Genomic DNA, 25,091 nt, shown 5'->3' with positions numbered 1-25,091 from the left:
CAAAAGCACGACAAATGGTGGATTGTGATAAAATATCCGCCTTCTGGTGTAACCCAACAGGAAAGATCATGATGAGCCTGGCCGGTAAAAAAATCGTACTTGGCGTCAGTGGCGGCATTGCTGCATACAAAACCCCTGAGCTGGTGCGTCGTTTACGGGAGCGTGGCGCAGACGTCCGCGTGGCAATGACCGAGGCGGCAAAAGCGTTTATTACTCCCCTGAGCTTACAGGCGGTTTCGGGCTATCCCGTTTCCGATAGCCTGCTTGACCCCGCAGCAGAAGCCGCGATGGGCCATATTGAACTGGGAAAATGGGCAGATTTAGTTATTCTTGCCCCCGCTACGGCAGATCTGATTGCACGCGTCGCCGCAGGCATGGCTAACGATCTGGTTTCAACGATCTGTCTGGCAACACCAGCGCCTGTTGCCGTTCTGCCCGCCATGAACCAACAGATGTACCGTGCCGCTGCTACGCAACACAATCTGGGGATTCTCGCCTCACGTGGATTACTCATCTGGGGGCCAGACAGCGGCAGCCAGGCATGTGGCGATGTCGGCCCTGGGCGCATGCTGGATCCGTTAACGATTGTCGATATGGCTGCTGAACATTTCTCATCTGTCAACGATCTGCAACATCTCAACATCATGATTACGGCTGGCCCGACACGTGAACCACTTGATCCTGTACGTTATATTTCCAACCACAGTTCAGGGAAAATGGGATTTGCCATCGCAGCAGCAGCGGCAAAGCGTGGTGCAAACGTCACGCTGGTATCGGGTCCCGTTACGCTATCAACCCCCCCCTTTGTACAGCGCATAGATGTGATGACAGCGCTGGAAATGGAGGCCGCCGTACAATCTACGGCACAACAGCAGCATATTTTTATCGGCTGCGCCGCAGTTGCTGATTACCGGGCAGAAACCGTCGCCAGTGAAAAAATCAAAAAGCAGGCCACGCAGGGTGATGAATTAACAGTAAAAATGGTCAAAAACCCGGATATTATCGCTGGCGTTGCCGCACTGGATGCTAATCGTCCTTTTGTCGTTGGATTTGCCGCAGAAACGAATAATGTGGAAGAATACGCCCGGCAAAAACGTATTCGTAAAAACCTTGATATGATCTGTGCAAACGATGTTTCACTGTCTACTCAAGGGTTTAACAGCGACAGCAATGCATTACACCTTTTCTGGCAGGATGGAGATAAAGTCTTACCGCTTGAGCGCAAAGAACTCCTGGGCCAATTATTACTCGACGAGATCGTGACCCGTTATGATGAAAAAAATCGACGTTAAGATTCTGGACCCGCGCGTAGGGCAACAATTCCCACTCCCGACGTACGCAACTTCTGGTTCTGCTGGACTTGACCTGCGCGCCTGTCTGGATGACGCCGTAGAGCTGGCACCTGGTGCAACGACACTGGTACCGACCGGATTAGCCATTCATATCGCCGATCCCTCGCTGGCGGCAGTGATGTTACCGCGCTCCGGACTGGGTCATAAGCACGGCATTGTGCTGGGCAATCTGGTCGGTCTGATTGACTCCGACTACCAGGGACAACTGATGGTGTCCATCTGGAACCGTGGTCAGGATAGCTTCACTATTGAGCCTGGTGAACGCATTGCACAAATGATCTTTGTACCAGTCGTGCAGGCTGAATTTAATCTGGTGGAAGAGTTTGAAGCCACCGATCGTGGCGAAGGTGGCTTCGGCCATTCCGGGCGCAAGTAACCCGTAGAGAAGTATCCCACAGCGCAATAACGCAATAACAAACCGCAAACAGCAGTTTGCGGTCGCTGTGTGGATGCCTGCCTGGCAAGTGCTTATTTTCAGGGGTATTTTGTAACATGGTAGAAAAGCAAACTGCGAAAAGGAATCGTCGCGAAGAAATACTTCAGTCTCTGGCGCTGATGCTTGAATCCAGCGATGGAAGCCAACGCATCACGACAGCAAAACTGGCGGCCTCTGTTGGCGTTTCCGAAGCGGCATTGTATCGCCATTTTCCCAGCAAGACCCGCATGTTCGATAGCCTGATTGAGTTTATCGAAGATAGTCTGATTACCCGTATCAATTTGATTTTAAAAGATGAAAAAGACACAAGCGCACGTCTGCGTCTGATCGTACTGCTGATTTTAGGTTTTGGTGAACGAAATCCCGGCCTGACGCGTATTCTGACCGGACACGCGCTCATGTTTGAGCAAGACCGCCTGCAAGGTCGTATTAACCAGCTTTTTGAGCGCATTGAGGCGCAATTGCGCCAGGTTCTGCGAGAAAAAAGAATGCGTGAGGGCGAAGGTTACGCTGTGGATGAAACGCTGCTGGCCAGCCAGTTACTGGCTTTCTGCGAAGGTATGCTGTCTCGCTTCGTGCGTAGCGAATTTAAATACCGTCCAACGGACGATTTTGACACCCGCTGGCCGCTACTGGTTGCTCAACTGCAATAACGTCTTAGCCAGACTGCGGCGTTGCCTTATCCGGCCTACTGCTTTGTAGGCCAGGTAAGCGCAGCACCGCCGGCGATTAAACCCCAAACTCTTCGCGATACGCCCGCACAGCGGCCAGGTGTTCCGCCATTTCAGGCTTCTCTTCCAGATACGCAATCAGGTCTTTCAGGGTAATTATTGAAATCACCTTGCAGCCATAGTCACGCTCTACTTCCTGGATTGCAGAAATCTCACCACGACCACGTTCCTGGCGATCAAGAGAAATCAGTACCCCAGCCAGCGTCGCACCATTGGCCTGGATTATCTCCATCGACTCGCGAATCGCTGTACCGGCGGTGATCACATCATCCACCAACATCACTCGACCCTGTAGTGCACTGCCTACCAGGTTTCCACCTTCGCCGTGGGTTTTCGCCTCTTTACGGTTAAAGCAGTACGGCAAATCTTTATCGTGGTGTTCCGCCAGCGCAACGGCCGTGGTAGTGGCAATAGGAATCCCTTTGTATGCGGGGCCAAACAGCAGATCAAAATCAATACCGGAATCCACAAGCGCTTCAGCATAAAAACGACCTAACAGTGCCAGATCGCGCCCGGTATTAAACAGCCCGGCGTTGAAGAAATAGGGGCTCTTGCGCCCGGATTTCAGCGTAAACTCGCCAAACTTTAGTACCTGCTTGCCAAGCGCAAACTCAATAAACTGGCGCTGATATGGTTTCATGGATTCGCTCCTCTTTTCACTTTCATCATTTACGAAATCTGCAGACAAAAAAAAGGGCGACTACGTCGCCCTTAAAATCAATTTTCTAACGCCGCCTTCTGCGTCGCTACAATGGATTCGATCCCCCCTCTGGCCAACGCCAGTAGGGTGAGTAGTTCTTCATGGCTGAACGGTTCACCTTCTGCAGTACCCTGCACTTCGATAATGCGACCATCTTCAGTCATCACCACGTTCATATCGGTTTCTGCCGCAGAGTCTTCAACATACTCCAGGTCACAGAGCGCTTCGCCATTAACAATACCTACTGAGACCGCAGCGACCATCCCTTTCATTGGGTTGGTTTTCAGTTTACCGCTCGCCACCAGCTTGTTTAGCGCGTCAGCCAGCGCAACACAAGCACCTGTAATCGATGCGGTTCGCGTGCCACCATCTGCCTGAATAACATCGCAATCCAGGGTAATAGTAAATTCGCCGAGAGTCTTCAGGTCAACGGCTGCACGCAGCGCACGTGCAATCAGACGCTGTATTTCCATGGTACGGCCACCTTGTTTACCCTTCGCCGCTTCACGTGCGTTACGGGTATGAGTGGCGCGAGGCAGCATGCCGTATTCGGCGGTGATCCAGCCCTGGCCCTGGCCTTTCAGAAAACGCGGAACGCCTTCATCAATAGAGGCAGTGCACAGCACTTTAGTATCACCAAATTCGACCAGTACGGAGCCTTCAGCGTGTTTTGTATAATTACGGGTCAGGGTGACAGGACGCACCTGATTGGCACTACGACCGGCTGGACGCATGATAAAATCTCCGACTTGAAACGAATGTGGCTGCGCATTATACGGACTTCCGACGGTTATTCCTATCCTGACAAGACGTGGATGGCTATAATCCTCCCATCTCATCTTTAAAAACAGGAACGTCTATGATCCGCAGCATGACCGCCTACGCCCGGCGTGAAATCAAGGGTGAATGGGGTAGCGCCACCTGGGAAATGCGCTCGGTAAACCAGCGTTATCTGGAAACCTATTTTCGCCTGCCGGAGCAGTTCCGTAGCCTTGAACCTGTTGTACGCGAACGTATCCGCTCACGTCTGACGCGCGGTAAAATCGAATGCACACTGCGTTTTGAGCCTGACGCCAGTGCGCAAGGTGAGCTGATTCTGAATGAGAAGCTCGCTAAACAGCTCGTTACCGCCGCAAACTGGGTCAAAATGCAGAGCGATGAAGGTGAAATTAATCCGGTTGATATCCTGCGTTGGCCGGGTGTAATGGCTGCCCAGGAGCAAGATCTGGACGCTATTGCCGCCGAAATCCTCGCCGCACTTGACGGTACGCTGGATGACTTTATTGTCGCGCGTGAAACCGAAGGCCAGGCGCTGAAAACACTGATCGAACAGCGTCTGGAAGGCGTCAGCACCGAAGTGGCGAAGGTCCGCGCGCACATGCCGGAAATTCTGCAATGGCAGCGCGATCGTCTGGTTGCCAAGCTGGAAGATGCACAGGTGCAGCTGGAAAATAACCGCCTTGAACAAGAGTTAGTGCTGATGGCACAGCGTATTGATGTGGCAGAAGAATTGGATCGTCTCGAAGCCCACGTTAAAGAAACCTACAACATCCTGAAGAAAAAAGAAGCGGTCGGCCGCCGTCTGGACTTCATGATGCAGGAATTTAACCGTGAGTCGAACACTCTGGCATCTAAATCCATCAATGCTGAAGTCACTAACTCCGCGATTGAACTGAAAGTATTGATCGAGCAAATGCGCGAACAGATTCAGAACATCGAGTAAATTCTTTCAAAGTCCACAAAAATCCATAAGCCCATGTTAAATGGGCTTTTTTATGCAAATCATAGTCTATTAAAGACCACTTAGATACATTAAAAACCACCAATAAGTGGGGAGTAAAACGGGGAGCGCTTTTGCTTTACTAGTCTCATCTGGCAGTTTATAACCATATACCCCCCACAACGATTTTTCATCAGGATAGGTATATGGCCTCACTCACTGTCAGGACGGTTCAGGCTCTCATCAAAGCAAGAGAACCGGGGAAGTTTGGAGATGGGCGAGGCTTGTACCTGAAAGTCCCACAAAAAGGTGAGGCGTATTGGATGCTTCGATACACAATCGGCTCTAAGAGACGAGAAATCACCTTAGGTAAGGTATCTCATCTATCTCTGTCCGAGGTACGTAGCCTCGCTGAAGATACGCGCAAAAAAGTTGCCACCGGAGATGATCCTATTGCTGAACGGAAACTTAACCGACCCAAGCAACTCACAACGGTAGATGGATTGTTTGAAGACTGGCACAAAGACCTGGTTAAGCGGTTGAAGCATCCACAAATCCCAGAAAGAGTATACAGGAAAGATATTGCTCCGACGATTGGTCAACTTTCTTTGACGAAGATAACCCCCATTGATGTCCGAGCCATTCTGCAAAAAATTACAGATAGCGGAAGACCAACTATTTCAAATGATGCCCTACTCTACATGAAGCAACTCTTCGACCATGCAATCAAGCTTGGATTATTGTTAAACAATCCAGCTTCTGCGTTTAAGGTCAATGATGCTGGTGGAATCGAAAAAAGCAGAGAAAGAGCATTGAGTCTGGAAGAAATTGGGCAGGTGTTTAAAGTTTTCAGAGAACACTCTGACAGCTTCTCTCGTGATAATTACCTTGCCTGTGCCCTGCTACTACTCCTTGCAGTTCGCAAAAGTGAACTAACCGAGGCTCCTTGGGCAGAATTCGATTTGGATGAGAAAAAATGGTCTTTACCCAAGGAAAGAAGTAAGTCTGGTGTAGCAATCGTCATCCCGCTTCCCCCGCTCGCTATGAAGATTCTTGAAGAGCTAAAGGTCAGAGCTTTTGGTTCTGATTATGTCTTTCCTAACCGCAGATCCAGTAAGAATCTACACATGGGAAAAGACACGCTCAACAGAGCCATAGCGAAGCTGTTCGGTATCGAGCCTGGCAGGAAGCAGCAGCCACCAAATGTTATGGGTGATATTGAATATTTCACAGTCCATGACTTACGAAGGACTTGCAGAAGTTTACTTGCATCACTGTCTGTTCCCCCACATGTCGCAGAAAGATGTCTGAACCACAAACTCAAAGGAGTCGAAGGGATTTATGACAGATATGATTACTATCAAGAACGAAACGAAGCTCATTTAAAAGTGTCAAAATCACTTAAGCCATTTATTTAGCATGAGAGTTCTACGTTTAAACTTTCTAAAGAAAGTTTATGCAGAACTAGCTCCCTGACATACCTGAAGTTATTGAACCTATAAAAATTATTTTCCTTATCAAGTAATTCTATATATCGATCAAATACTTTTTTTACTATCGAATTACAAAATATATCCTCACAAAGAATATACTGAATTACTTGCAGAGCTTTTTTACAATCAAATAATTGAATCAAAAGAACAACCTCTCTTACAATATCATCCTCATCAAGCTCAATTTTATTCAATAATATTTTCTTTAGCAAACTGTGGTTCTCAAGAAAAAGGAAATAATCTTTTCCAATTAGGTATGCACATGGACACTCAATTATCTTAACAATATTGAAATCCATTTCGATGTATAGATTCTGTAAATTACATTCATTTTTGTACTCAATGATTTTTTGTAAAATATCAACATTATTATTTATAAACCTGCTGTTGTCTTTAATATATTCAAAAGGAATACAAAGTAAATTCAAATGAGTAGTGTTTTTCTCGTCTATATATATCTTCTGAAATGGGAATGGTTTCACCATACTCTTGCATATAAAGTTAATTTTATATTTAAACTCGGATAAAATACTTGTCATATAAAAACCTTTTTATTTTTTTATACAAGGTTTTAACGACTAGTCAATATAAATAGAAAAACATTGATTAAATTAATCATCAGATATAAAATATTAAGCGACACTCATATTATTAAAAGGTAATCCAATGTTATCCAACAGGTATTATATTTTGAGAGTATGTATTCCTACTTATTTACTTCCTTTTTTACCACCGATAAGAGAACAATTCATACTGGAAAGTGAATGTGCTCATGATTACATTAGCATTTATATAATTATTGATAAGTACAAAGTTAAAAATCCTATTATCTTCTATGGACTCTTCGCGGCCACTTTAAAATGCAATAAATTAAACGATGAAGAATTAAGTGAAGAAGAAAAACAAAGAGTAAAAGAGAAAACACTGGAGACGGCGAAGATATCTATAATATTTTCAGGTAGCACTGAACTTGCAGATAAAATACATCTAACCCAAGCAGCGTTTAATAGTAAAGAGACTAATCCTCAAATTTCTGATGAAGAATTATTATATAACGAATTTGAAGTATACAAGGATATTAGTGCTGGCGATTTTGAAGTAATTATATTGGATGATGAAAAGCACAACTTAATTCCCACTGAAAATGAAGAACAGACGGAATTATTTAAAAAATGTATTGAGTGCGTCTTTGACCATAGAATTAGTTTACTTTCTAGCATTAAAAATTTAGCGACAGCGCAAGAAAAAGCAAAACCGAACAATCCTCTTTTTAGATTTAAATAATAAATTACAGCGCTCTTTTTTATAAACTTAATTTATAATTCTGCGCACTCGATAAAACCAAGGGCAAATAAGTCATAATTAGATTATTTGTCCTCTATTGTTTAACAAGCATAAAGTCCTTTTTCTGATAAGCAGAAAACAAAACCTTGATCAGTTCGCCCATAATGTTAATAGAACAATCGTAATACACTTTATACTCATCATATTCAATCTTAGCTTTATCAACACCATGAGATATATCATTCCTTTTATTCTTCAAGCGTGTTAATGGACCAATAACATTATTTAAAGATGTATGAGACAATCCAACTTGATATAACAATTTTTGGAGAACTTCTTTTCCCACATTACTTTCGGTATTAACATAACCATCTTCAATAAAAATTGTCTCATCCATAACATTAGAAATTTTCTCAAAAAATTCTTCATATCGACAAATTCGATGTAAGTGGGAATCATCGGGTAAAACTTTTTTAAAAATTCTATTTTTAATATCGGGATTGTTCATTTTTAATAAATCAGAATAATGAACTGCCGCTGCTAGAATAGGCTTAACTTGGCTACATTTTAGTTCCATTTTATTTATGCCATCAATATATAGATTGAAGGAAAACTTAACAAACCCCTCAATGTGAGCATACAATAAACAAACAACTGCTCTTCGCATCATATATGCGTTATTATCATCAGATCTCTCCATAATATTATTGAGAGAGCGAATCTCTTCCTCTCTCCAGCTACGCTCTAACTCTACTTGAGTAAGAAAATCTTCAGGACTCATTTCAAAGCTTCCTCAAGGTATTTTGTAGCTACATCAATTCTACTTTTAAGCGGGCCTGGAGAGTTTTTTCCACCACCAGTTGTTTGAGCTTTGAAAACTTCATCTTTCTTAAGTGAAAGAATACCATCTCTAATCTTAGCGATTACGGCATCATCATGCTCATTAATATTATTAATTACAGATTGGATTCCTATTGTAATAGACTCGAAATGATAAATATTGAAGTTTGATTGTAATTTGTCCTCGGCACCAAGACGACCAAAGATCCTCTCGCCATGTGCTTTTGAGAGCACTTCGAATACCTTTTTGAAATTCCTTTCATTATCATCGTAATCAAAAGGAATGTTTCCAGACGATACGTTTTCCATATATTCAGTTAAAAAATCAGAAATATCGTGCTTGAAAGCAGCTCTGTTATTTTTAAATGTAAAATACCTCAACACTAATTCTTGGTCAAAAGCACCAAGTCGTTGAGACTCTGATAAATAAGAAATACATTTTTTAAAATGATCATAAGTCGAAAGTTTAATGATGAAATCATTAAATTTCGGGTCCAGCATCCTAATAGTACAATTTCTTACCTGCTGTTGAGTTAGAGCTTCTCCGCCAGTATTTAATCTTTTGAACATATGATATTTAAATTTATTATCACTACCTTTCCTAACAACTTCGACACGAACAAAAGAACGCTTAAGTTTAATTTTTAATGCCAAAGGAAGATCATCATAAGTTAGATCATTAAGACTCTTAACGATATCACAATCAGAAAAAACAAGTTTATCCCCTTTGGCTATATCCATATGTTCAGCACTAAGTTCCCCTCTTAAATGTAAATAAGAAGAGAACCGTTGAAGCCCATCAATTAATTGATAAACTCCATTTTCTGTTTCTACCACATATATAGGAGGAACAGGCATCTCAAGTAATAATGATTCTATAAATCTTGATCTTGCACCTTCAGTCCATCTAAAAAGTCTTTGATAGTCAGGACTGATATCAAGCTCACCATTTTCATACATATCCATCAACTCATTAAAAGAGAGATCAAGACTCTGTGTATGAACCTTATCCATCTCTGATTCTATTTCGACAAGAATATCTTCAGGATTCATTATATGCCTCTATTTTGATTGAAAAACCAGAACTGTCTCGTTAGCGGTCATTTTATCTCTATACTTTTTTGCTTTATTATTTATATTAGCCATTAAAAATTTTGACATAAAATCTTGACGATGAATAAGTTGAAGGTCGTTTTCTTCTGCCATTTCTGTAAAGATAGTAGCAAGATCACAATAAATTTCTTTATAGTATGAGTCTTGAACGACACATACAAAATATCCGTTTTTTTTGATAACTCTTTTTATCTCTGCAAGAGATTTTTTTATTTCGATAAAATATTGTGCGAAGTTTTTATAGTAATAGGATGATGAAGCATGAGAGTCATGCTCTAATATTTCTTTTAATATACTGTTGGCCATAGGGCCGACACAATTAACTTCAAGTTCTTTTTTATCAATAGTTGTCCTACCTGTTAACTTTCTTCTAAGTTCATCTATTGCTTTGGGGTAATTACCAATTAATACGCCTAACTCTGGAGATGTAGCAATTCCATAGTCAATACGCGTACAATATGGTGGGGAAGTAATAATTGCATCTATACTATTGTCATCTAAAGGTAAATTAGTTGAAGATGAACAATGAAAGATTTCGTTTCCAACGGTTATAGCTTTATCAATATAAGTTGAACATAACTTCCCATTAATAAAATCGAGTAAATCAGATTTTATTTTTTTATTATTGATGCTAACTTTTTCATCATCTAACTTTGACTTTTTAACCCAAGTGGGATTTGAAGCTATAAATTTCCCAACATATTTTCTTACCAAACTAAAAAGTGCTAAAAATATTAATGAATAAACACTCGAAAGAGATATATCTTTGCATCTTTTTTGTAAATAGTGAGAAATATAACGAATATATGATGCAGTATTAGAATCAAACCAGTGAAGAAGAAAATCTGATTTATCAAATGTATTTTTTGGATAGCAGTTTACTCGTAAACCTTTAACTATTTTTAAAGCAGAAAAAACATCATTAGAATCAGAAAATTTTGACTTCGCGATAATATTCATAACTGGATTAAGATCAATTCCAATTACATTATAACCTGCTAACGCACAATTTAAAGTTGTAGTCCCGGAACCATTCCAAGGATCAAGAATAATAGCATCCTTAGGCAATTCTAAAGACTCTAAAATTTCGCTGACAAAACTATCAGAAAATCCAGCATAATAATTATACCATTCGTCACCACTATTTTTATTGGTAAGCCTTTTAGGATTACTTATTGAAGGTGTGATTGATATATCTTCCATACCATACCTAATTAGACTAAAAACTGAGCCTATTTTACCATAAGGAAATTGAGATAGCACCATCATTGTTAGTTAAGATTCACCAAAAAGCAAGGGCTAACTCATCGAAGCTACGCTTCTTTGAGTTCCCTTGTTTTTCGCCCTACGGTTGAAAAAGAAAAGCCGGATCAAATTCCAGAATATTGACATATCACAATTTTGAAATATAAATGTACAAAGTGCTGCAACGGAATTGCTCACAATAAAAGTAATACAAAACCTAATATACGAAAAGGAGCTTCTATGAAAGAAACTATAGGATTACCATTCTGTAAGAAAAACAACAAAGTCCCAGCTAAATCATTGCGAACTCATTGTGTCAGCGCCCGATTCAACCATGAAGAACTACAGCTTCTCAACACGAAACGCGGTGATAAAAGCAAGGGAGAGTGGCTTCGCTTAGCGTCCCTGGATAAGCTACCTTTGTCCGTTCCTGCCATCAACATAGAAGCCTGGAAATCATTAGCCGAAATATCTCAGAAACTGAATAACCTAATATGCCATCTTGATACTAAAAGCAGCGGAGGTGAGCTTACCAAAACAGAAATCTTCGCTATAAAGCGTCAGATATCAGAGCTTCGCTCATGCCTCACAGCTTCTGATTTGCCAAGTGGTAAATAGTTTTCATGAAGGGAATGCAAAAAATCAAAAGAGGAAAAACCTTTAACGGGCTTATTTCTTATTTATTAAAACCTGCTTCGCACCACAAGTCAGATCCGTATGTAGTAGGTGGTAATGTCATTGAGAGCTTCGCAGAAACGTTGAGTGCAGAGTTCAACGCTACGAAGCTCCTACGCTCCGATGTCAGCAAACCTGTATGGCATAACTCTTTACGTCTGCCTGCTGGTGAAAGTTTACCAATACAGCAATGGAAAAAGATAGCTGATGACTACATGAAGCGTATGGGCTTCTCTGAAACGCATCTACGTGCATACGTCCTACATGACGACGAAAATGGCCAACATATCCATATAGTAGCAAGTCGCATCGATGCAACATCCGGGAAGCTCTACTTAGGTAAAAATGAAAACCTTATCAGCACTCGTATCATCCAGGATCTTGAAAAAGAATACCAGCTAACAAGAACCAAAGGAACTGATGCACTGAAACCTTCTTCCTCACCTGCCAAACGTAAAAAATCACGTAATGAAGCAATGTTAGAAGAGAGAACAGGCGAGAAAGGTGCAAAGACGATCATACAAGAAGCTATAGATACACTGCTCACAAGCCAGATTTCAGAACACGAGTTTGTGCAGCAGCTTGCAGCTCAGAAGATAAAAGCTGTACCTAACAGAGCGTCAACAGGAAAGATGAATGGTTTTTCCTTTGATTACGCCAACATTTCATTCAAGGCTTCTCAGCTTGGGAAAAAGTATTCATGGAAAAACTTAGAGCCGTTAATCATCATTGATTCCCCGACCATATTTAACAGAAAAACCGAGACATCTAGTTTTTTCGTTGGAATGGATGTGGAAGACATAAAGCTTGCCTCACCTGAGGCTGTCTCATTTGTAGTTGATGATAAAACCCGTGGTAAAAGCTATGTGGACGTAGCGATGCGATGGATAGAAACCATTCCTTGGGTAGACAAAATAGTTAACACTGTCAAAAAAATACGTAATCCATTGTTAAGGGCGTTTAAACAGCCTCCCAAGATTTTTTCTGCTTTACCACTTTCTATAGACCTACCATATCTTCCGTCTGTTGAAAAACCTGTGAAAACAAACATTTTTAGACTGAAAATTTAGCTTAAAACAACCCAAAAACCCATATGCTGTTGATTTTATGAAAAAATAATTGATCGTTATAATCGATCGATTAATCAATCGTGATAGCTATAGACTATCAAAGTACAAAATATCGATCGGTACAAATGATTTGATAACTTTACAGCTTTGTACAAAATGTACGTTGAAGGCACTATCGGCTAATAGACTGATTTTACTAGCCTATTTTTAATATCGTTCTATCATACAGGAAAAACCGTATGAAATTCTTCATGATGAAGCGTGTATTGCTGGCAATTGCACTCCCTGTTCTTGTTGCTTACTTTGGGGGTTCTAAAGTGATGTCAGTATATTGGGTTCCCCTTTTTTTTATCAGCGCTATGTTATGTGCAACAGCTTTTGGTAAATATGTTGTCAGGAAAAACAATGATGCGACATTCAATTACCTGAATGAAAATAATGATGGGATCTATCTTCATAAATTCAGCGATTGTGAAATCCGGTTAGATACAAATAAAAAAGAAGTTTTTCTCAAGAATAATGAAACTGCTAAGACGTATTCTTTTGATGATATTAAAGAATGGAGCTACAACATTACCTATGGTGGTGAAGTTGCAGGTGGTGGTTTAAGTAGTATCAGAGAGAACGGTAAAACAGCAGGTCAAAACATCGCTGATACAGGTTTCTTTATCCGCGTAAAGGACGTTCGTAAACCAGAGTGGCATATCCGGTTCTATCCTCGTAATGATTCTTTTAATTCACGCAAGGGCATTAATGATCTCAAAGCACAACTTAACCAATGGATGGAGATCTTTGACCAGAATTTGAATGCTGCATGAAATCAAAACACATCTTGCTTAAAACAGAGTCTATATCGAAGTAGATTCTGTTTAAGCATTTTTGTTATAGTTATTTATATAGTTTACATTCCTATCTCTTAATGATTTTGCTAACACGGAACGATCATATTTTCTTTTTTCTGTTATAAAAACAGTTTCTGAATTAGCTTTATTCTTCATGATGAAGTGAATGAGTAATCCACACATTCTTCTTATTTTATCAGCATCGATTACTCTTTTTTCAACATTGTTAATAAAGCAGTAATAAGAGGTAAGCATAAAAGATAAAACAACATCTCTATTAGCTAACTCTATATTATCAATGTCATTTTTATACTTGATATAGAAACCAACACAAAAAAGGTAAGATTTATCAATTATATCTGATTCTGATAGTCCAGACTCTTCGAGTTTCTTCACGAAACGTTCAAAAAGAATTAGAAAACGCTCCATGCTATTTAATTTTTCCATAATATGCATCCTTGCAATTTATTTTGGTCATCCTGACAATCAATAAATAACAGTATTAGTTTAAAAATCAATACCTCAGTAAAAATATATTTACAGCATGTAATATTAAATTTACTTAATTGTCGTTTTTTGCACGTAATGGTTCATTTAGCTGGTGTGGCTTAAGTCCATATTTATATGAATTGTACTGCCATAGTGTAAACTGTTCTTTATATCTATTATTCTGCTTTTTAAGTATTTCAATTTCGACCTCCAGCCCCTTAATTCTCTGGGCTGCAATATTCAGATTGGCAGGTTTTCTAAAAACCTTCCCATTAATTTTTAACCTTTCCTTTTTCAATAAATACGCATGAACTATCTCTTTATGCATATTCAATGACTGACGAGTAGGTTTCTTCCCTATATGGGATTTTACTGACTCACATAACAATTCCCATGTTAACTTTCCATCCCAAGTATTTATAGTGTTTTTTATTTTATTAATGTCATTTTGTGTTAAGTGTTTCGCCATAACATCCTCCAATATTTTTATAATAAATTATTTACCTGTTTTGAAATGGTTTCTTTTCTCAAGATTATTTAATACGTCTTCATGAAATGAAACCCATTTGTCTGCGCCATAAAAGCCATCATCTACTGCTTGTTTTGCCATTTTAAGAAACAAACTAATTTTATTGATAACTTCTTTCTGCTGTTGCTCATTCATCTCACCATAATCTTCCCATCCATATGCCTGAGCTTCTGCCAATTTTCGGCAAGGGGGAATGACATAGTTATGAATACAATAACCCTCTGATGTCAAGTGAACCGCACCATGAGCCAGATTCTCTAATACAACCATATTATTAGATTTGTTATCCATAGGGGAGCAATAACGATTACTTCCGAGTTTTAAACTATTTATCTTTTCAAGTATCTCTTCCTGAGATGTGTGATTATAATTTTTGTTTTGTAAAACACTAACTCTTCCTGACCATTTTGCTATATTTAATTGAGATAAATCACCCAATTGTGCGATTGTGTTTAGTAGATGCCTAGGTTGATGAGTGCGTAAGAAAAGACATTTGCCAAACTGATCAAAGTAGCCATGACGTTTAAAAATATTGTTAACCTCAGGTTTCATCTTTCGAGATTTCTCTATATCTCGTGATAAATCACTATAACTAGGTTTGTAAAGTGTATAGCAAGCTGTCATTTTAACTTCATGGCATTGATGCAAATTCAGCAAACATAATGCATTACTATACCTAACTGACTTTTCTTTATCTAACCAAGGGAAATCCTGCGGTAAATTTTTTCTTATCAACTTCCAGAGTTTATGTAGCGTATAGTATCTATCAGAGTAATTCAGAAACGAGACTCCGCCATCAAGACTCGTGCGCTTTAATTTATTAATACATTGTCCTTTATCATCCAATCGATAGCCAAGAGCATGACAAACCTGACGAACATCAAGTGGTTCATGTTCATCCACTTCAGGACAAAGCGGGTGTCTATAAAATTTATCAGGTGAGCGTTCACACCATCTGGCAAGAGAGCGGGCATTTTCAGAAAGTTTAAGTAATCTTGAAACAGCTTTTTGGGCGACAGGGATCATGACATCAGGTATCCACTTAATAGTCGCACCACCACCTTTCGCAGCATAATAACGAAGCCCATAACGCTCCACACCATTTCTATCTTTCCTTGTTATTTCACAGTCAGCAGGTAAAGCCAAAATCTCTGAGGCACGACTTGGTGAACACATTAATAAAGCAATAACAGATGTAGTAAAAAGATCTCTTGAGCTAAGTTTTTCATCTGGCCTTGAAAATATCTCCGCTATTGAAAATAGGGCACGCTCATCTGGTAATTTGTGTATCCTATCTTCATCTTCTTTTTCTGGGAGGTAGTTGTTTTTAAATCTTGGTTTAACTGGATTTGTCCAGCTAATAAACCCACACCTGACAAAGCGATGTTCAGATAAAAAAATACTTAATTTTTGAAGTTCATAACCACATTGATGAAGAACATTGCTCTTATAATGTTTACTTGCTATCTGTAAAGCTTCATCCAGAACTATGGTAGAAACATTATATACATGTGCATTATGACAAGTTTGCAAAAGAGCTTTTTCAAGACATCTTAATGCCAATATTTTTCTTCCAGGTGTCTTAACTGAACTCAAAGCCTGATTGTACCTTATATAGCTTTTAGCGAAATCAATAAAATCACTATCCAGTCTATCTTTACTTTCTACCAATCCGTATCCTGCTTTCAATTTTCGAAAGGCTGCAATTCCTTTCCACGAACTGGAATTCCAGTCTATAATATCATCATAAATAGTTAATTTATCACGACAGAATGTTATAAAATTTCTGACATTTTTGATTGCATCCAATTCATGACTTGCTTTAAATTCAACAAGATTATTCATCTATACCTCCTTAACTGATTTTTTAAAATAAATACACCCATGACATGGCATTGCGGTTTTTTTTATGCAAGATAAACTCGTTTTCCCTGTTAATAAATCACCGCTATTAAGTTTAGGTGCAACTCCACTAATCTTGGCTTTACCAAGAAAGGCATCTGCAATAAGTGCCAAACCATTAGAAACTGCCTGATTGATTTTTTCAGCATTATCAGCAAGGTTTTCTGTATAAATACCCACACTCAAGATTGACGAATGATCTAATAACTCTGCAATTATCTCGTCCCTATACCCTTCACGAGCAAGTTTTGTTCCTAAGGTATAACGTAACCTGTATGCGTTTACTGTTATACGTTCTCCAGTTCTTTCTGAAATTACATTTTCTTTTTTGACAATTTTTTTTAAAGATACTCCAAATATATTTTTGGGTGCATGAAGCCTATCAGAAACTAACAAATCAAAAACATCTACCTTTCCACTTAATATTTCATATTTTCTGGTATCAAGAAAAACCGGTACTTCATTTTTTTCTTCCAATAGAAGATGTCTATCAATGAAAGCCTCTACAAGAGATATAGAATTATTCGCCTGTCGCATCATCACGTTATAAAGATTACCATCAATTCTCAATTCTCTGAAAATCTGCCTGAATCCAAAACCTTGTTTCACCCTGGGGATTCTCAAAAAGAATACTTCACTTCCATCTGATTTTTCATTTTTAATTATATCCTTAAATTTCAATGCGATAAGCTGTGATGCCCTTCGTCCTGTAAAACTAACTAACAACGCCGATGAGTATTCTAAAAGAGTTATTTTTTTATCTTTGTATGCACTATGAATAGCCTGATTTAACGAATTGTGTTCATTATCAGTCATAGCCCCCTTATTTGGGTCCTCTTGCTTAATAACAGAGCCTCGTGTTTTTACCTTTAACACCATTGATTTCATCAAAGTTATTACACTATCATCAACACCATAATAACCAATAGAATGCCATTTTTTTAAAAACGCCCTCAAAACAATTAAGTCTTTTATCTTTGAATATGAAATGAGTGATCTATAATTCAAAATATCAAATTCGGAAACAAATATAGAATTAGTCCTTATAAAAAAATCTTTCATAATGACATTAATTCTTCTAACATACCCAGCACTATAGTTGCTTGCATAAAAAGCAAGCGTGTTTATATACCCTTCAATAAGTGAGGAATGAATGAATTTTAATATACCCCCAACATTTACACTAGAACCACTATCTAATTTCCATTTAGCTTCATCAATGTTAAAAAAATAACCATACTGTTTCGCTTGTCTATTACTATTATCCGATTTGCATTCTTTCTTATTCATTACAACAATCCTTTTATTAGTTCTTGTTGCATAGCAAGAGATGCTTTATGAGCTTCCTCAATAACATGTCTCCTGTTATATATTTTTGCAGTTCCAGATCCCTCTTTCCATCCCATTAGATAAGACCTAATTTGCTCTTCTTTTTCCTGGGAGATACCTTCGCTCAATCCATCCATTTTCTTGGAAAACTCGTAATTCCAAGTATGCCTTAATTGGTGTCCACATAAACCCGATAGCTCTGGATGAGAGTTTCTGATTAGTTTGATTATCTTATGATATGCTGAAATTGATAGCGGCATACCATGAGTATTACCAGATTTGTAAGTAATAAACATAAAGTCGTTGAATTTTGATTTATTTATTTTATTTCGATTTACCGTTATATAATAATATATTTCACTCATTAAATCCTTCTCCACTGAAAATATTCGCTCACTCGTTTTTACAAGTGGTTGATTCACTCGCGGGTCAAAATTATCATCAGGTCTTCTTTTAATCACAATGGTGGAATTAATAAAATCAATATCACTTACTCTGAGGTTTAACACTTCACCAGCTCTAATGCCGAATGAAAAAAGCATGATTATAATTAATCTATTTCTTGGTTGAACTAAATCTGAGAAAGGATTTAATTCCGAACCCGGCTCGATAATATTAAATAAAAGATCACGTTGTCTTCGGCTTAGAGACTTATCAGGCATCTCCTTTTTATATACATTTGAACCCAAAGGTCTTTTATGATTTAACTCAGCTATAAAAGCATCTACCCTATCTTTATTTTTTTTACCGTCTGATAGAGCCAAATGCATCTGGCAAAGCCACTTCATATAATCGATAACCACACCCTGCCTAAAATATTTAGTTGGATTTTTTACAGAGGATGGATGACTTCTAAGACTACCTTTTTTTGAATTCTTTGACATATAATCAGAAAGACTATCTATCTCATTGGATTTCATAAATTCTTGGATTAATATTCTTTTATCTATATCTATATTATTTAAAGAAAAATAATTCATTAGTAATGCTAAGACCCCTGCAACAGCTCGCATAGTGTTAATGGAGTTTGCTCTATTTCTTATATGTGTGGTTAGATAAAGATTAGGATAATAAATTGGTTCTCCTGTTTTCTTATCAATCACATGACAGAACCTCTCACCATTTTTAAAAATAAAATTATTAACGCCATGCTTTTCCATATCCCCTCCTAGAAATTTTACAAAACTTTATTGGAAACAGATATTATTAAATTAATATTTAATTTTTTACAAAAATAATTAACTTTAATTCTATTCTTTTTGTTTTATATCAATAACAAAGCAATATAAATTTTCGCACCTTATATAAGGTGAATCTAGCCTATTTTATAAATACCAAATACTTAATAGTTAACCTCAGAGTCTTATAAAAACTAAGTTAGTTCTAATCTGTAATTTTTTTTGTAAAATATATAGGGTTTTTATTAATTTATTTTTTACATTATAGATAAAAAACAGTTTATCATATGCCATAAAAAGATTTTAGTTGATTGACTCATTCAACATTATTTCTTGAATTTTTAATAGCCAATTGAATCCACTCTTCAACTTCACTTTCAATGAAAGCAACAGCACGAGAGCCAATTTTGATAGGTGCTGGGAAAAGATGTTGATTGATAAGATGATAAATCCAGGCTTTTCCATAACCTGTTCGATTTAGAACTTCGGGAAGGCGAATAAGGCGTGTATTGAGCTGATTCATAGTCGTTTCCTCTTGTGTTTCTTTGATGAAAACGACTATACGAATGAATCAGCAAAAAAAGGAGTGAGGTTCAGAACACCAGGGCTATGGAAGCTAGGTTCAGTCAGAATCAGTGATTTTCATCACCTCTGAAACTCTGATCTTTTTCAAATGGCTGTTCTTGTTGATAAACAGATGAAACTGCCGGATGAACGGTATACTCGCAGCTTTCAAAGCAAGTGGTCTGTCCGTGTCCCTGATTTGGTGGTTCATCCGGGTATCACTTTCGTCATCATCATCGGTATACAGCAGACGCGAGAGGCGGTTTTCTGATATACGTACCTTGTGTAGGTTTGACCATACTAGGATATCAATTAGTGGTATCAGTCTGTAGTTGATGATTTTCTTAATCGTTCCATAACCGAAGCGGATCGAGTCAGTAGTGTCAGCCTCGATACCTCTGACCTTACGCCACTGAGGTAGTGCGGCTTTCAGGGATTCAGCTATTTCCTCGTCAGTTCCATTCGCCAAGTCGATTTCGACCATGACAGTATCTCTGAACAGGCGAGGTAGGGACTCTGATACAGGGCTTTCGAGGAATTCACGGTTAACCGAGTACTCATCACCGCCATCCCAAAAGAAAAGTGAATTTCGCATCCCCACAATACTGAGTTGCGCCAATCTTTCAGTTGTTGTCAGAAAGAAATGTGGTGGCTGGTAAAGGGTATCCTCTCTTGTGAGATAGCCGAGATGCTTTTCTGTGATGAGAAAGGGGTTGCCACTGAAGATCCTGTCGATGTAGAGTCTTACGGCTTGTGCTTCAAATTCTTCATGATATGGTTTGAAGAACAATGTCCTTGCAAGCAGTTCATGATAAAGCTGTATGAGAGTCAGATCTTCAAATCTGCGATAAGTATCGATATCTAACCACTTCTTGATTTCCTTGGTATGCGCGGCTGACCAATTTTGCATATATCACCTAATTTATGTTTTTGGTAGCTAGAAAAAGCTATACTATAACCTCATGGTAGATAACTGTATAACTAATTATCAATGCACTCCCTTGCTTAATTAGTAAAATAAAAGGAGTTTAAAATGAAAAAATATATTTATATTGACACTAATATTATAAGTGATTTCAAATCCTTCACACCTGACAAATGGCAATCATTCAATAAAGTACAGAAGAAATATCACTTCCCTTTTTCACACGCTCATTTATTCGACCTAAAAAATAGCCCAGAAAAATACTTAATTGAAGACTTGGACCTACTTGAACGCATATCTGATAGGTATGGAATAAATGAAATAGACGAAAACGGTAAATTTGTAATTAAAAAACTAAACTCAAAACTATATCCATTTTTTAATTCTGTTATAGAAACTGAAATAAAAGATGAAGAATTAGCTAAAAAGAACAGGATTTTTTTCTTACCTGGTTATGATAAGCATAAAATCGAATTATCGAAAATGCACAAGGATTCATTCCTAACCCAAATGATTGATAAAAATAACGGAGTTTTAGATGGAAACTTTCCCAATTTACTAATGACTTATTTAACTGAAAATATGGATTCTCCAAATATTTATAAAAGCTTAAGAAAACAAGTCCAAGACTTGATTTCTCATGCAAAAAAATACAATACATTAAAAAATCTCCCGAAAGAATTCGTCGGATTTCTTGAGATATTTTCAGGTTCAATTAAAGAAGACCAGATTTTTGAAAAGTTAGTTGACTATAGAAAATGGACATTGAATTTTACAGGTAAAGATTTCAGTAAACTTTCACAACCAGAACAGATAGTTGATATATATATGTCTTTAGATATAGTGAAGGGTTTTAGTGAAGATATTTCTAAAAAAAACCGTTGGGTAAATATGTATAGAGATGCACAACATTGCGGCAATGCAAGTCAATCAAAATATTATATTACCAAAGAGCAAAATAATAAAAATAAATTTAACTTCATAATGAGAGAGTTTAATTTAAAATGCAGAGAAATTACTCTTGAAGATCTCTTGAACCGAATTTCGTAGAGATTTTACATAAACTCTCAAAACTTGAGCGGGGGTTACAACGGGGGTTAAACACATAAAACCCGTATAATTATAGTTTTAATTTATTGAAAAACATCAATTTTAATAATCCAATCAATATTCAGATTCAGAATATCGAGTAAGTTCCCTTACACGTAGCGTGTCGATAAACGGTGGCGCTACGTGTAATTCTCTTTTGTCAGCTATTCTTTGCTCTAATTGGATTATATTTTCTCATCAATTATTATCCTAATTAACGATCAAAAGTCCGTTATCTCTGGCATTTCCAATAAATTCGCATTAGCTATTTTTATTAAAATCACTTCGCCTTAGAAAATCTCAATCGTGACATTGCGCACAAATCGTTAACCTTAGCCCCAGCAAATCAGGGGGAAGGCATGCTGCTACACGTTTTATATTTAATTGGTATTACTGCTGAAGCTATGACAGGTGCGCTTGCGGCAGGCCGTCGTCGTATGGATACATTTGGCGTAATTATCATTGCCACCGCGACTGCCATTGGCGGCGGGTCCGTACGCGATATTCTTCTCGGTCACTATCCGCTCGGCTGGGTCAAACACCCTGAGTACGTCATTATCGTGGCAACCGCCGCTGTACTGACCACGATTATTGCTCCCGTCATGCCCTACCTGCGCAAAATATTCCTGGTGCTGGATGCTCTGGGTCTCGTAGTTTTCTCTATTATTGGCGCTCAGGTGGCGCTCGATATGGGGCACGGACCGATTATTGCCGTTGTCGCCGCCGTCACCACCGGTGTCTTTGGTGGCGTCCTACGAGACATGTTCTGCAAACGCATTCCGTTAGTGTTCCAGAAAGAGCTGTATGCCGGTGTGTCATTTGCCGCCGCCGTGCTTTACATTGTGCTGCAACATTATGTCTCCAGCCACGATGTAGTGGTTATCTCTACCCTGCTATTTGGTTTTACCGCCCGATTATTGGCGCTGCGCCTGAAGTTAGGGCTGCCGGTATTTTATTATCGCCATGAAGGTCATTAAGGCGTAAAGCCCGTAATACGCTGAGCTGCTAACCAGTTGCTCAGCGCTTTTACTTTCTGATTCTCCAGCCACTGAATTAACTGTCGGGTACGGCGCTCCCCCATCGACGGAAGCTGCCGCCAGCTTTTTTCATCGCGTTCCTGTAGTTGCCGCCATGATCGGTCACGACTGGCATCCAGTGTCACCTGTGTTAACGGTATTCCCATAGCAACTATCCAGCGAGTAAAAGGATGCTGACGCGACAGGTTAAACTGATGCCACAACTTCTCGCCTTTACGGACTCCAAGCGTGGACTGTAGCTGTTCCTGGGTTAAGGCGAGCCAGGAAAAGATATGTTCAAAGCGATGTGCATGATGGAGTTCCCGCCACCCTGCCTCACCGATACCGTCAAAATTCAACGCCTCTTTTGCACTCAGCCAGACCAGCCTGGCAACAAATTGTTGCTGGCATTCCCGTGTTGCATAAAAACAGGTTAATGAATTGAAATGACCTTTTGGAGGAGCGGGTTTAGTCCGCTGGGTACTGCGCCAGACCACATCGTCTATGCGGGGAATCCCCTGTCCGGCCAGACTGACAAGGAGATGATCGCCAGGTGCGATATCCCATTCATTCCACCGGCGAACAGAGCCAATATTGACGCGCTGCACTCGTTTATCATCCAGCATAACCGGAGCCAACAAGGCGACTACGGCAATTTGCCCACTCTTGCCGACAGAGAATTGAATCCCCGTCACCTCGGACACCCGAGCAACCGGAGGATATTTCCAGGCCACCAGCCAGTCTCCCTGGCCAGGTAACCAGTTTCGTGCTTCTGGCTCCTTTCCCGTTCGTACCACAACACCATCGGTCACAAAAGGCAATCCCGAGGTCCACCAGTGTGTACGGGCACGCTCAACCTCATCGGCATTTTTAACAGGCTGGGTAAATTGCCGGGTCAGACTGAAACCTGCATCAGCAAGCTGTCGCAGTCTGTCCGGCATGTTCACCGGACCATCGGGCCAGGCCCAGATAAAAATGGCTAAAGATCGCAACAACTCTGGATTATCCTTGCGCATCATCATCCCAGCCACCTTAGAGCGGGCATTCATTCCGCCACTCTTTTGTTGGATATGACCGTCCTGCGGCAAAAAAATCTCACCCTGCAACGTACTGTTAGCCAGCTGGCCTTTGGTCATTTTTGGCACGGAAGGGATCTGGCGAACTTTGTTCGTCCAGTCTTCTCCTTTCAGCCCATTACCGCGACTAATTGCCCTGACCAGATTACCATCCCGATAGACCAGCGTAACCGCCACTCCGTCCACCTTCGGCTGTACCCAGAGATCGCCACGAGTACGCATCCATTGTTGTACAGATCGCTTATCTGCAAGCTTACGTACCCCCGTGTGGGGGACTGGGTGCGATATCGTTCCACTAATGGGTGGAACTGACTGGTCTGCATGTGAATCATCGCTAAAACAGCGGTGCCATTGGGCCAATTGCGCATCAAGCTGGTCATAGACACTATCATCTACAGCACTGATGCCTTGTTTCCAGTAGCTGTCATTCCATTGAGCCATTTGCTGCTGTAGCCGTGATATTTCCGCGTTTGCCCGGGCAGGCGACCAGACAGGACATACTGTCCATGCCGGAAAATGCCATACCAGTAAAACCAGCGCTACGCATTTCCATAACCTCATCACCACCTCCGCTAAACATTACGTTGCCCGGCAGGTATAGCGCGAAGCGTCAGCGAAACAGAGTGGCAAAAGATCATCCTGCGAACCGCTTTCCAGACATTTTTGTTTATTGCAGCAAATCCCCGGTAAAACAGGAAAAAGGTATACAAAACGCAATAATCATGCGCAAAAAGTGTGACAAGGGCTACGTCGTATAGCGGCTACGTGTATAATAAGCCCGTATGTAGGCTCTCTTTCGACAATCACATACATAAGATACTCATGGCTCAAGGCACGCTTTATATTGTTTCTGCCCCCAGTGGCGCGGGTAAATCCAGCCTGATTCAGGCTTTATTAAAGACCCAACCGTTGTATGACACCCAGGTTTCTGTTTCGCACACTACCCGCGCACCGCGTCCCGGGGAGGTGCATGGTGAACACTATTACTTCGTAAACCATGATGAATTCAGAAGCATGATTGGCAGAGATGCGTTCCTGGAACACGCTGAGGTATTTGGCAATTATTATGGCACCTCGCGTGAGGCAATTGAGCAAGTGCTGGCATCGGGTGTAGATGTCTTTTTAGATATCGACTGGCAAGGTGCGCAGCAAATTCGTGAAAAAATGCCGCATGCGCGCAGTATTTTTATTTTGCCGCCCTCTAAGATCGAACTGGACCGCCGCCTGCGCGGTCGTGGTCAGGATAGCGAAGAAGTCATCGCAAAACGTATGGCGCAAGCTGTTGCAGAAATGAGCCATTACGCCGAATATGATTATCTTATTGTGAATGATGATTTCGATACTGCCCTGGGCGATTTGAAAACTATCATTCGCGCCGAACGTCTGCGCATGAGCCGCCAAAAGCAGCGTCATGACGCTTTAATCAGCAAACTGTTGGCAGACTGAACTCACATTCAGTATCATGCCCAGTCATTTCTTCACCTGTGGAGCAT

Annotated in this window: 26 protein-coding genes; 12 read left to right on the top strand and 14 right to left on the bottom strand. The window is 39.9% G+C overall.

What is annotated here, in order from left to right:
• Positions 1-71: 71 nt before the first annotated feature.
• The 3 genes from coaBC to slmA all read left to right on the top strand — a co-directional run bounded on the left by coaBC (position 72) and on the right by slmA (position 2,441).
• Positions 72-1,292, top strand: coding sequence for a bifunctional phosphopantothenoylcysteine decarboxylase/phosphopantothenate--cysteine ligase CoaBC (gene coaBC / locus OGY01_RS09790; RefSeq protein WP_136345383.1), 1,221 nt, complete (start codon positions 72-74; stop codon positions 1,290-1,292).
• Positions 1,270-1,728 carry a dUTP diphosphatase gene (dut, locus tag OGY01_RS09785; protein ID WP_045448827.1) on the top strand — a complete coding sequence of 153 codons (459 nt, stop codon included), beginning with the start codon at positions 1,270-1,272 and terminating at the stop codon, positions 1,726-1,728. Before coaBC ends, dut begins: the two co-directional genes overlap by 23 nt.
• A gap of 116 nt (positions 1,729-1,844) precedes the next feature.
• Positions 1,845-2,441: a nucleoid occlusion factor SlmA gene (slmA, locus tag OGY01_RS09780; RefSeq protein ID WP_045448829.1), complete on the top strand. Its 597-nt coding sequence runs from the start codon at positions 1,845-1,847 to the stop codon at positions 2,439-2,441.
• Between the two features lie 76 nt (positions 2,442-2,517).
• Here the strand turns inward: slmA and pyrE are convergent, their stop codons facing one another.
• Both pyrE and rph read right to left on the bottom strand, forming a co-directional pair.
• Positions 2,518-3,159: an orotate phosphoribosyltransferase gene (gene pyrE / locus OGY01_RS09775; protein WP_045448830.1), complete on the bottom strand. Its 642-nt coding sequence runs from the start codon at positions 3,157-3,159 to the stop codon at positions 2,518-2,520.
• A gap of 77 nt (positions 3,160-3,236) precedes the next feature.
• Positions 3,237-3,953 (bottom strand): ribonuclease PH, encoded by a 717-nt coding sequence (gene rph, locus OGY01_RS09770; protein ID WP_003024054.1) that lies wholly within the window; start codon positions 3,951-3,953, stop codon positions 3,237-3,239.
• A 125-nt stretch (positions 3,954-4,078) separates the two neighbouring features.
• Between rph and OGY01_RS09765 the strand changes: the two genes are divergently transcribed.
• Both OGY01_RS09765 and OGY01_RS09760 read left to right on the top strand, forming a co-directional pair.
• Positions 4,079-4,942, top strand: a complete 864-nt coding sequence (locus OGY01_RS09765) for a YicC/YloC family endoribonuclease (RefSeq protein WP_045448832.1) — start codon at positions 4,079-4,081, stop codon at positions 4,940-4,942.
• A 203-nt stretch (positions 4,943-5,145) separates the two neighbouring features.
• A complete protein-coding gene (locus OGY01_RS09760; protein ID WP_286493021.1) occupies positions 5,146-6,357 on the top strand; it encodes a tyrosine-type recombinase/integrase in 1,212 nt (403 codons plus the stop codon).
• Here OGY01_RS09760 and OGY01_RS09755 read toward each other — a convergent pair.
• Positions 6,354-6,971 (bottom strand): hypothetical protein, encoded by a 618-nt coding sequence (locus tag OGY01_RS09755; RefSeq protein WP_286493019.1) that lies wholly within the window; start codon positions 6,969-6,971, stop codon positions 6,354-6,356. The genes OGY01_RS09760 and OGY01_RS09755 overlap by 4 nt on opposite strands.
• Before the next feature lie 127 nt (positions 6,972-7,098).
• On the opposite strand from OGY01_RS09755, the gene OGY01_RS09750 reads away from it, so the two are divergent.
• Positions 7,099-7,716 carry a hypothetical protein gene (locus OGY01_RS09750; RefSeq protein WP_010617516.1) on the top strand — a complete coding sequence of 206 codons (618 nt, stop codon included), beginning with the start codon at positions 7,099-7,101 and terminating at the stop codon, positions 7,714-7,716.
• A 94-nt stretch (positions 7,717-7,810) separates the two neighbouring features.
• On the opposite strand, the gene OGY01_RS09745 is transcribed toward OGY01_RS09750, so the two are convergent.
• From OGY01_RS09745 to OGY01_RS09735, 3 genes are read right to left on the bottom strand one after another with little or no spacing between them, the layout of a single operon-like run.
• The gene (locus OGY01_RS09745; protein ID WP_064504737.1) at positions 7,811-8,497 is read right to left on the bottom strand and encodes an MAE_28990/MAE_18760 family HEPN-like nuclease; all 687 of its coding nucleotides are present in this window, start codon (positions 8,495-8,497) and stop codon (positions 7,811-7,813) included.
• Positions 8,494-9,609: a DUF262 domain-containing protein gene (locus OGY01_RS09740; protein ID WP_286493018.1), complete on the bottom strand. Its 1,116-nt coding sequence runs from the start codon at positions 9,607-9,609 to the stop codon at positions 8,494-8,496. The genes OGY01_RS09745 and OGY01_RS09740 overlap by 4 nt, the downstream gene beginning before the upstream one ends.
• Before the next feature lie 9 nt (positions 9,610-9,618).
• The gene (locus OGY01_RS09735) at positions 9,619-10,938 is read right to left on the bottom strand and encodes a DNA methyltransferase (protein WP_286493016.1); all 1,320 of its coding nucleotides are present in this window, start codon (positions 10,936-10,938) and stop codon (positions 9,619-9,621) included.
• A 216-nt stretch (positions 10,939-11,154) separates the two neighbouring features.
• On the opposite strand from OGY01_RS09735, the gene OGY01_RS09730 reads away from it, so the two are divergent.
• The 3 genes from OGY01_RS09730 to OGY01_RS09720 all read left to right on the top strand — a co-directional run bounded on the left by OGY01_RS09730 (position 11,155) and on the right by OGY01_RS09720 (position 13,477).
• Positions 11,155-11,532, top strand: a complete 378-nt coding sequence (locus tag OGY01_RS09730; RefSeq protein ID WP_286493012.1) for a hypothetical protein — start codon at positions 11,155-11,157, stop codon at positions 11,530-11,532.
• A gap of 5 nt (positions 11,533-11,537) precedes the next feature.
• Positions 11,538-12,659 carry a relaxase/mobilization nuclease domain-containing protein gene (locus tag OGY01_RS09725; RefSeq protein ID WP_286493010.1) on the top strand — a complete coding sequence of 374 codons (1,122 nt, stop codon included), beginning with the start codon at positions 11,538-11,540 and terminating at the stop codon, positions 12,657-12,659.
• Positions 12,660-12,898: 239 nt separating this feature from the next.
• Positions 12,899-13,477, top strand: coding sequence for a DUF4755 domain-containing protein (locus tag OGY01_RS09720; protein WP_286493009.1), 579 nt, complete (start codon positions 12,899-12,901; stop codon positions 13,475-13,477).
• Between the two features lie 51 nt (positions 13,478-13,528).
• Here the strand turns inward: OGY01_RS09720 and OGY01_RS09715 are convergent, their stop codons facing one another.
• The 7 genes from OGY01_RS09715 to OGY01_RS09685 form a co-directional block, all read right to left on the bottom strand.
• Entirely contained in the window at positions 13,529-13,948 is a 420-nt protein-coding gene (locus OGY01_RS09715) for a hypothetical protein (protein ID WP_286493008.1), read from the bottom strand.
• Between the two features lie 115 nt (positions 13,949-14,063).
• Positions 14,064-14,459 carry a hypothetical protein gene (locus OGY01_RS09710; protein WP_046623967.1) on the bottom strand — a complete coding sequence of 132 codons (396 nt, stop codon included), beginning with the start codon at positions 14,457-14,459 and terminating at the stop codon, positions 14,064-14,066.
• Between the two features lie 27 nt (positions 14,460-14,486).
• A complete protein-coding gene (locus OGY01_RS09705; protein WP_046623964.1) occupies positions 14,487-16,364 on the bottom strand; it encodes a DNA-binding protein in 1,878 nt (625 codons plus the stop codon).
• Complete coding sequence (locus OGY01_RS09700) at positions 16,365-17,711, bottom strand: site-specific integrase (protein WP_286493007.1); 1,347 nt, start codon at positions 17,709-17,711, stop codon at positions 16,365-16,367.
• Positions 17,711-18,910 (bottom strand): site-specific integrase, encoded by a 1,200-nt coding sequence (locus OGY01_RS09695; RefSeq protein WP_286493005.1) that lies wholly within the window; start codon positions 18,908-18,910, stop codon positions 17,711-17,713. The genes OGY01_RS09700 and OGY01_RS09695 overlap by 1 nt, the downstream gene beginning before the upstream one ends.
• 334 nt (positions 18,911-19,244) lie before the next feature.
• On the bottom strand, positions 19,245-19,451 hold the full coding sequence (locus OGY01_RS09690; protein ID WP_016246690.1) for a helix-turn-helix transcriptional regulator: 207 nt from the start codon (positions 19,449-19,451) through the stop codon (positions 19,245-19,247).
• A gap of 99 nt (positions 19,452-19,550) precedes the next feature.
• Positions 19,551-20,402, bottom strand: a complete 852-nt coding sequence (locus OGY01_RS09685; RefSeq protein ID WP_286493003.1) for a DUF6387 family protein — start codon at positions 20,400-20,402, stop codon at positions 19,551-19,553.
• Between the two features lie 123 nt (positions 20,403-20,525).
• Here OGY01_RS09685 and OGY01_RS09680 point away from each other — a divergent pair, with 123 nt between their 5' ends.
• Together OGY01_RS09680 and OGY01_RS09675 are read left to right on the top strand one after the other, a co-directional pair.
• Complete coding sequence (locus OGY01_RS09680) at positions 20,526-21,467, top strand: hypothetical protein (protein WP_286493001.1); 942 nt, start codon at positions 20,526-20,528, stop codon at positions 21,465-21,467.
• 398 nt (positions 21,468-21,865) lie between these two features.
• Positions 21,866-22,483: a trimeric intracellular cation channel family protein gene (locus tag OGY01_RS09675; protein ID WP_003024049.1), complete on the top strand. Its 618-nt coding sequence runs from the start codon at positions 21,866-21,868 to the stop codon at positions 22,481-22,483.
• Here the strand turns inward: OGY01_RS09675 and ligB are convergent.
• Positions 22,480-24,159, bottom strand: coding sequence for an NAD-dependent DNA ligase LigB (gene ligB / locus OGY01_RS09670; protein WP_048223120.1), 1,680 nt, complete (start codon positions 24,157-24,159; stop codon positions 22,480-22,482). The genes OGY01_RS09675 and ligB overlap by 4 nt on opposite strands.
• Positions 24,160-24,420: 261 nt before the next feature.
• Between ligB and gmk the strand changes: the two genes are divergently transcribed.
• Positions 24,421-25,044: a guanylate kinase gene (gene gmk / locus OGY01_RS09665; RefSeq protein ID WP_048223121.1), complete on the top strand. Its 624-nt coding sequence runs from the start codon at positions 24,421-24,423 to the stop codon at positions 25,042-25,044.
• Positions 25,045-25,091 lie beyond the last annotated feature (47 nt).

The organism is Citrobacter sp. Cm038, from assembly GCF_030333105.1.
GTDB lineage: Bacteria > Pseudomonadota > Gammaproteobacteria > Enterobacterales > Enterobacteriaceae > Citrobacter > Citrobacter murliniae.
Note: the sequence above shows the minus strand (reverse complement) of the source record. Positions and strands in the feature narration are given on the sequence as shown.

Coding starts and splice junctions, on each gene's coding strand:
- OGY01_RS09680 (WP_286493001.1), top strand. CDS start 20,526: ATGAAAAAATATATTTATATTGACACTAATATTATAAGTGATTTCAAA.
- OGY01_RS09725 (WP_286493010.1), top strand. CDS start 11,538: ATGAAGGGAATGCAAAAAATCAAAAGAGGAAAAACCTTTAACGGGCTT.
- OGY01_RS09720 (WP_286493009.1), top strand. CDS start 12,899: ATGAAATTCTTCATGATGAAGCGTGTATTGCTGGCAATTGCACTCCCT.
- OGY01_RS09735 (WP_286493016.1), bottom strand. CDS start 10,938: ATGATGGTGCTATCTCAATTTCCTTATGGTAAAATAGGCTCAGTTTTT.
- OGY01_RS09715 (WP_286493008.1), bottom strand. CDS start 13,948: ATGGAAAAATTAAATAGCATGGAGCGTTTTCTAATTCTTTTTGAACGT.
- OGY01_RS09750 (WP_010617516.1), top strand. CDS start 7,099: ATGTTATCCAACAGGTATTATATTTTGAGAGTATGTATTCCTACTTAT.
- OGY01_RS09745 (WP_064504737.1), bottom strand. CDS start 8,497: ATGAGTCCTGAAGATTTTCTTACTCAAGTAGAGTTAGAGCGTAGCTGG.
- OGY01_RS09675 (WP_003024049.1), top strand. CDS start 21,866: ATGCTGCTACACGTTTTATATTTAATTGGTATTACTGCTGAAGCTATG.
- pyrE (WP_045448830.1), bottom strand. CDS start 3,159: ATGAAACCATATCAGCGCCAGTTTATTGAGTTTGCGCTTGGCAAGCAG.
- OGY01_RS09765 (WP_045448832.1), top strand. CDS start 4,079: ATGATCCGCAGCATGACCGCCTACGCCCGGCGTGAAATCAAGGGTGAA.
- OGY01_RS09730 (WP_286493012.1), top strand. CDS start 11,155: ATGAAAGAAACTATAGGATTACCATTCTGTAAGAAAAACAACAAAGTC.
- OGY01_RS09710 (WP_046623967.1), bottom strand. CDS start 14,459: ATGGCGAAACACTTAACACAAAATGACATTAATAAAATAAAAAACACT.
- rph (WP_003024054.1), bottom strand. CDS start 3,953: ATGCGTCCAGCCGGTCGTAGTGCCAATCAGGTGCGTCCTGTCACCCTG.
- OGY01_RS09695 (WP_286493005.1), bottom strand. CDS start 18,910: ATGGAAAAGCATGGCGTTAATAATTTTATTTTTAAAAATGGTGAGAGG.
- OGY01_RS09685 (WP_286493003.1), bottom strand. CDS start 20,402: ATGCAAAATTGGTCAGCCGCGCATACCAAGGAAATCAAGAAGTGGTTA.
- ligB (WP_048223120.1), bottom strand. CDS start 24,159: ATGAGGTTATGGAAATGCGTAGCGCTGGTTTTACTGGTATGGCATTTT.
- OGY01_RS09690 (WP_016246690.1), bottom strand. CDS start 19,451: ATGAATCAGCTCAATACACGCCTTATTCGCCTTCCCGAAGTTCTAAAT.
- OGY01_RS09740 (WP_286493018.1), bottom strand. CDS start 9,609: ATGAATCCTGAAGATATTCTTGTCGAAATAGAATCAGAGATGGATAAG.
- OGY01_RS09755 (WP_286493019.1), bottom strand. CDS start 6,971: ATGACAAGTATTTTATCCGAGTTTAAATATAAAATTAACTTTATATGC.
- coaBC (WP_136345383.1), top strand. CDS start 72: ATGAGCCTGGCCGGTAAAAAAATCGTACTTGGCGTCAGTGGCGGCATT.
- dut (WP_045448827.1), top strand. CDS start 1,270: ATGATGAAAAAAATCGACGTTAAGATTCTGGACCCGCGCGTAGGGCAA.
- OGY01_RS09705 (WP_046623964.1), bottom strand. CDS start 16,364: ATGAATAATCTTGTTGAATTTAAAGCAAGTCATGAATTGGATGCAATC.
- gmk (WP_048223121.1), top strand. CDS start 24,421: ATGGCTCAAGGCACGCTTTATATTGTTTCTGCCCCCAGTGGCGCGGGT.
- slmA (WP_045448829.1), top strand. CDS start 1,845: ATGGTAGAAAAGCAAACTGCGAAAAGGAATCGTCGCGAAGAAATACTT.
- OGY01_RS09760 (WP_286493021.1), top strand. CDS start 5,146: ATGGCCTCACTCACTGTCAGGACGGTTCAGGCTCTCATCAAAGCAAGA.
- OGY01_RS09700 (WP_286493007.1), bottom strand. CDS start 17,711: ATGAATAAGAAAGAATGCAAATCGGATAATAGTAATAGACAAGCGAAA.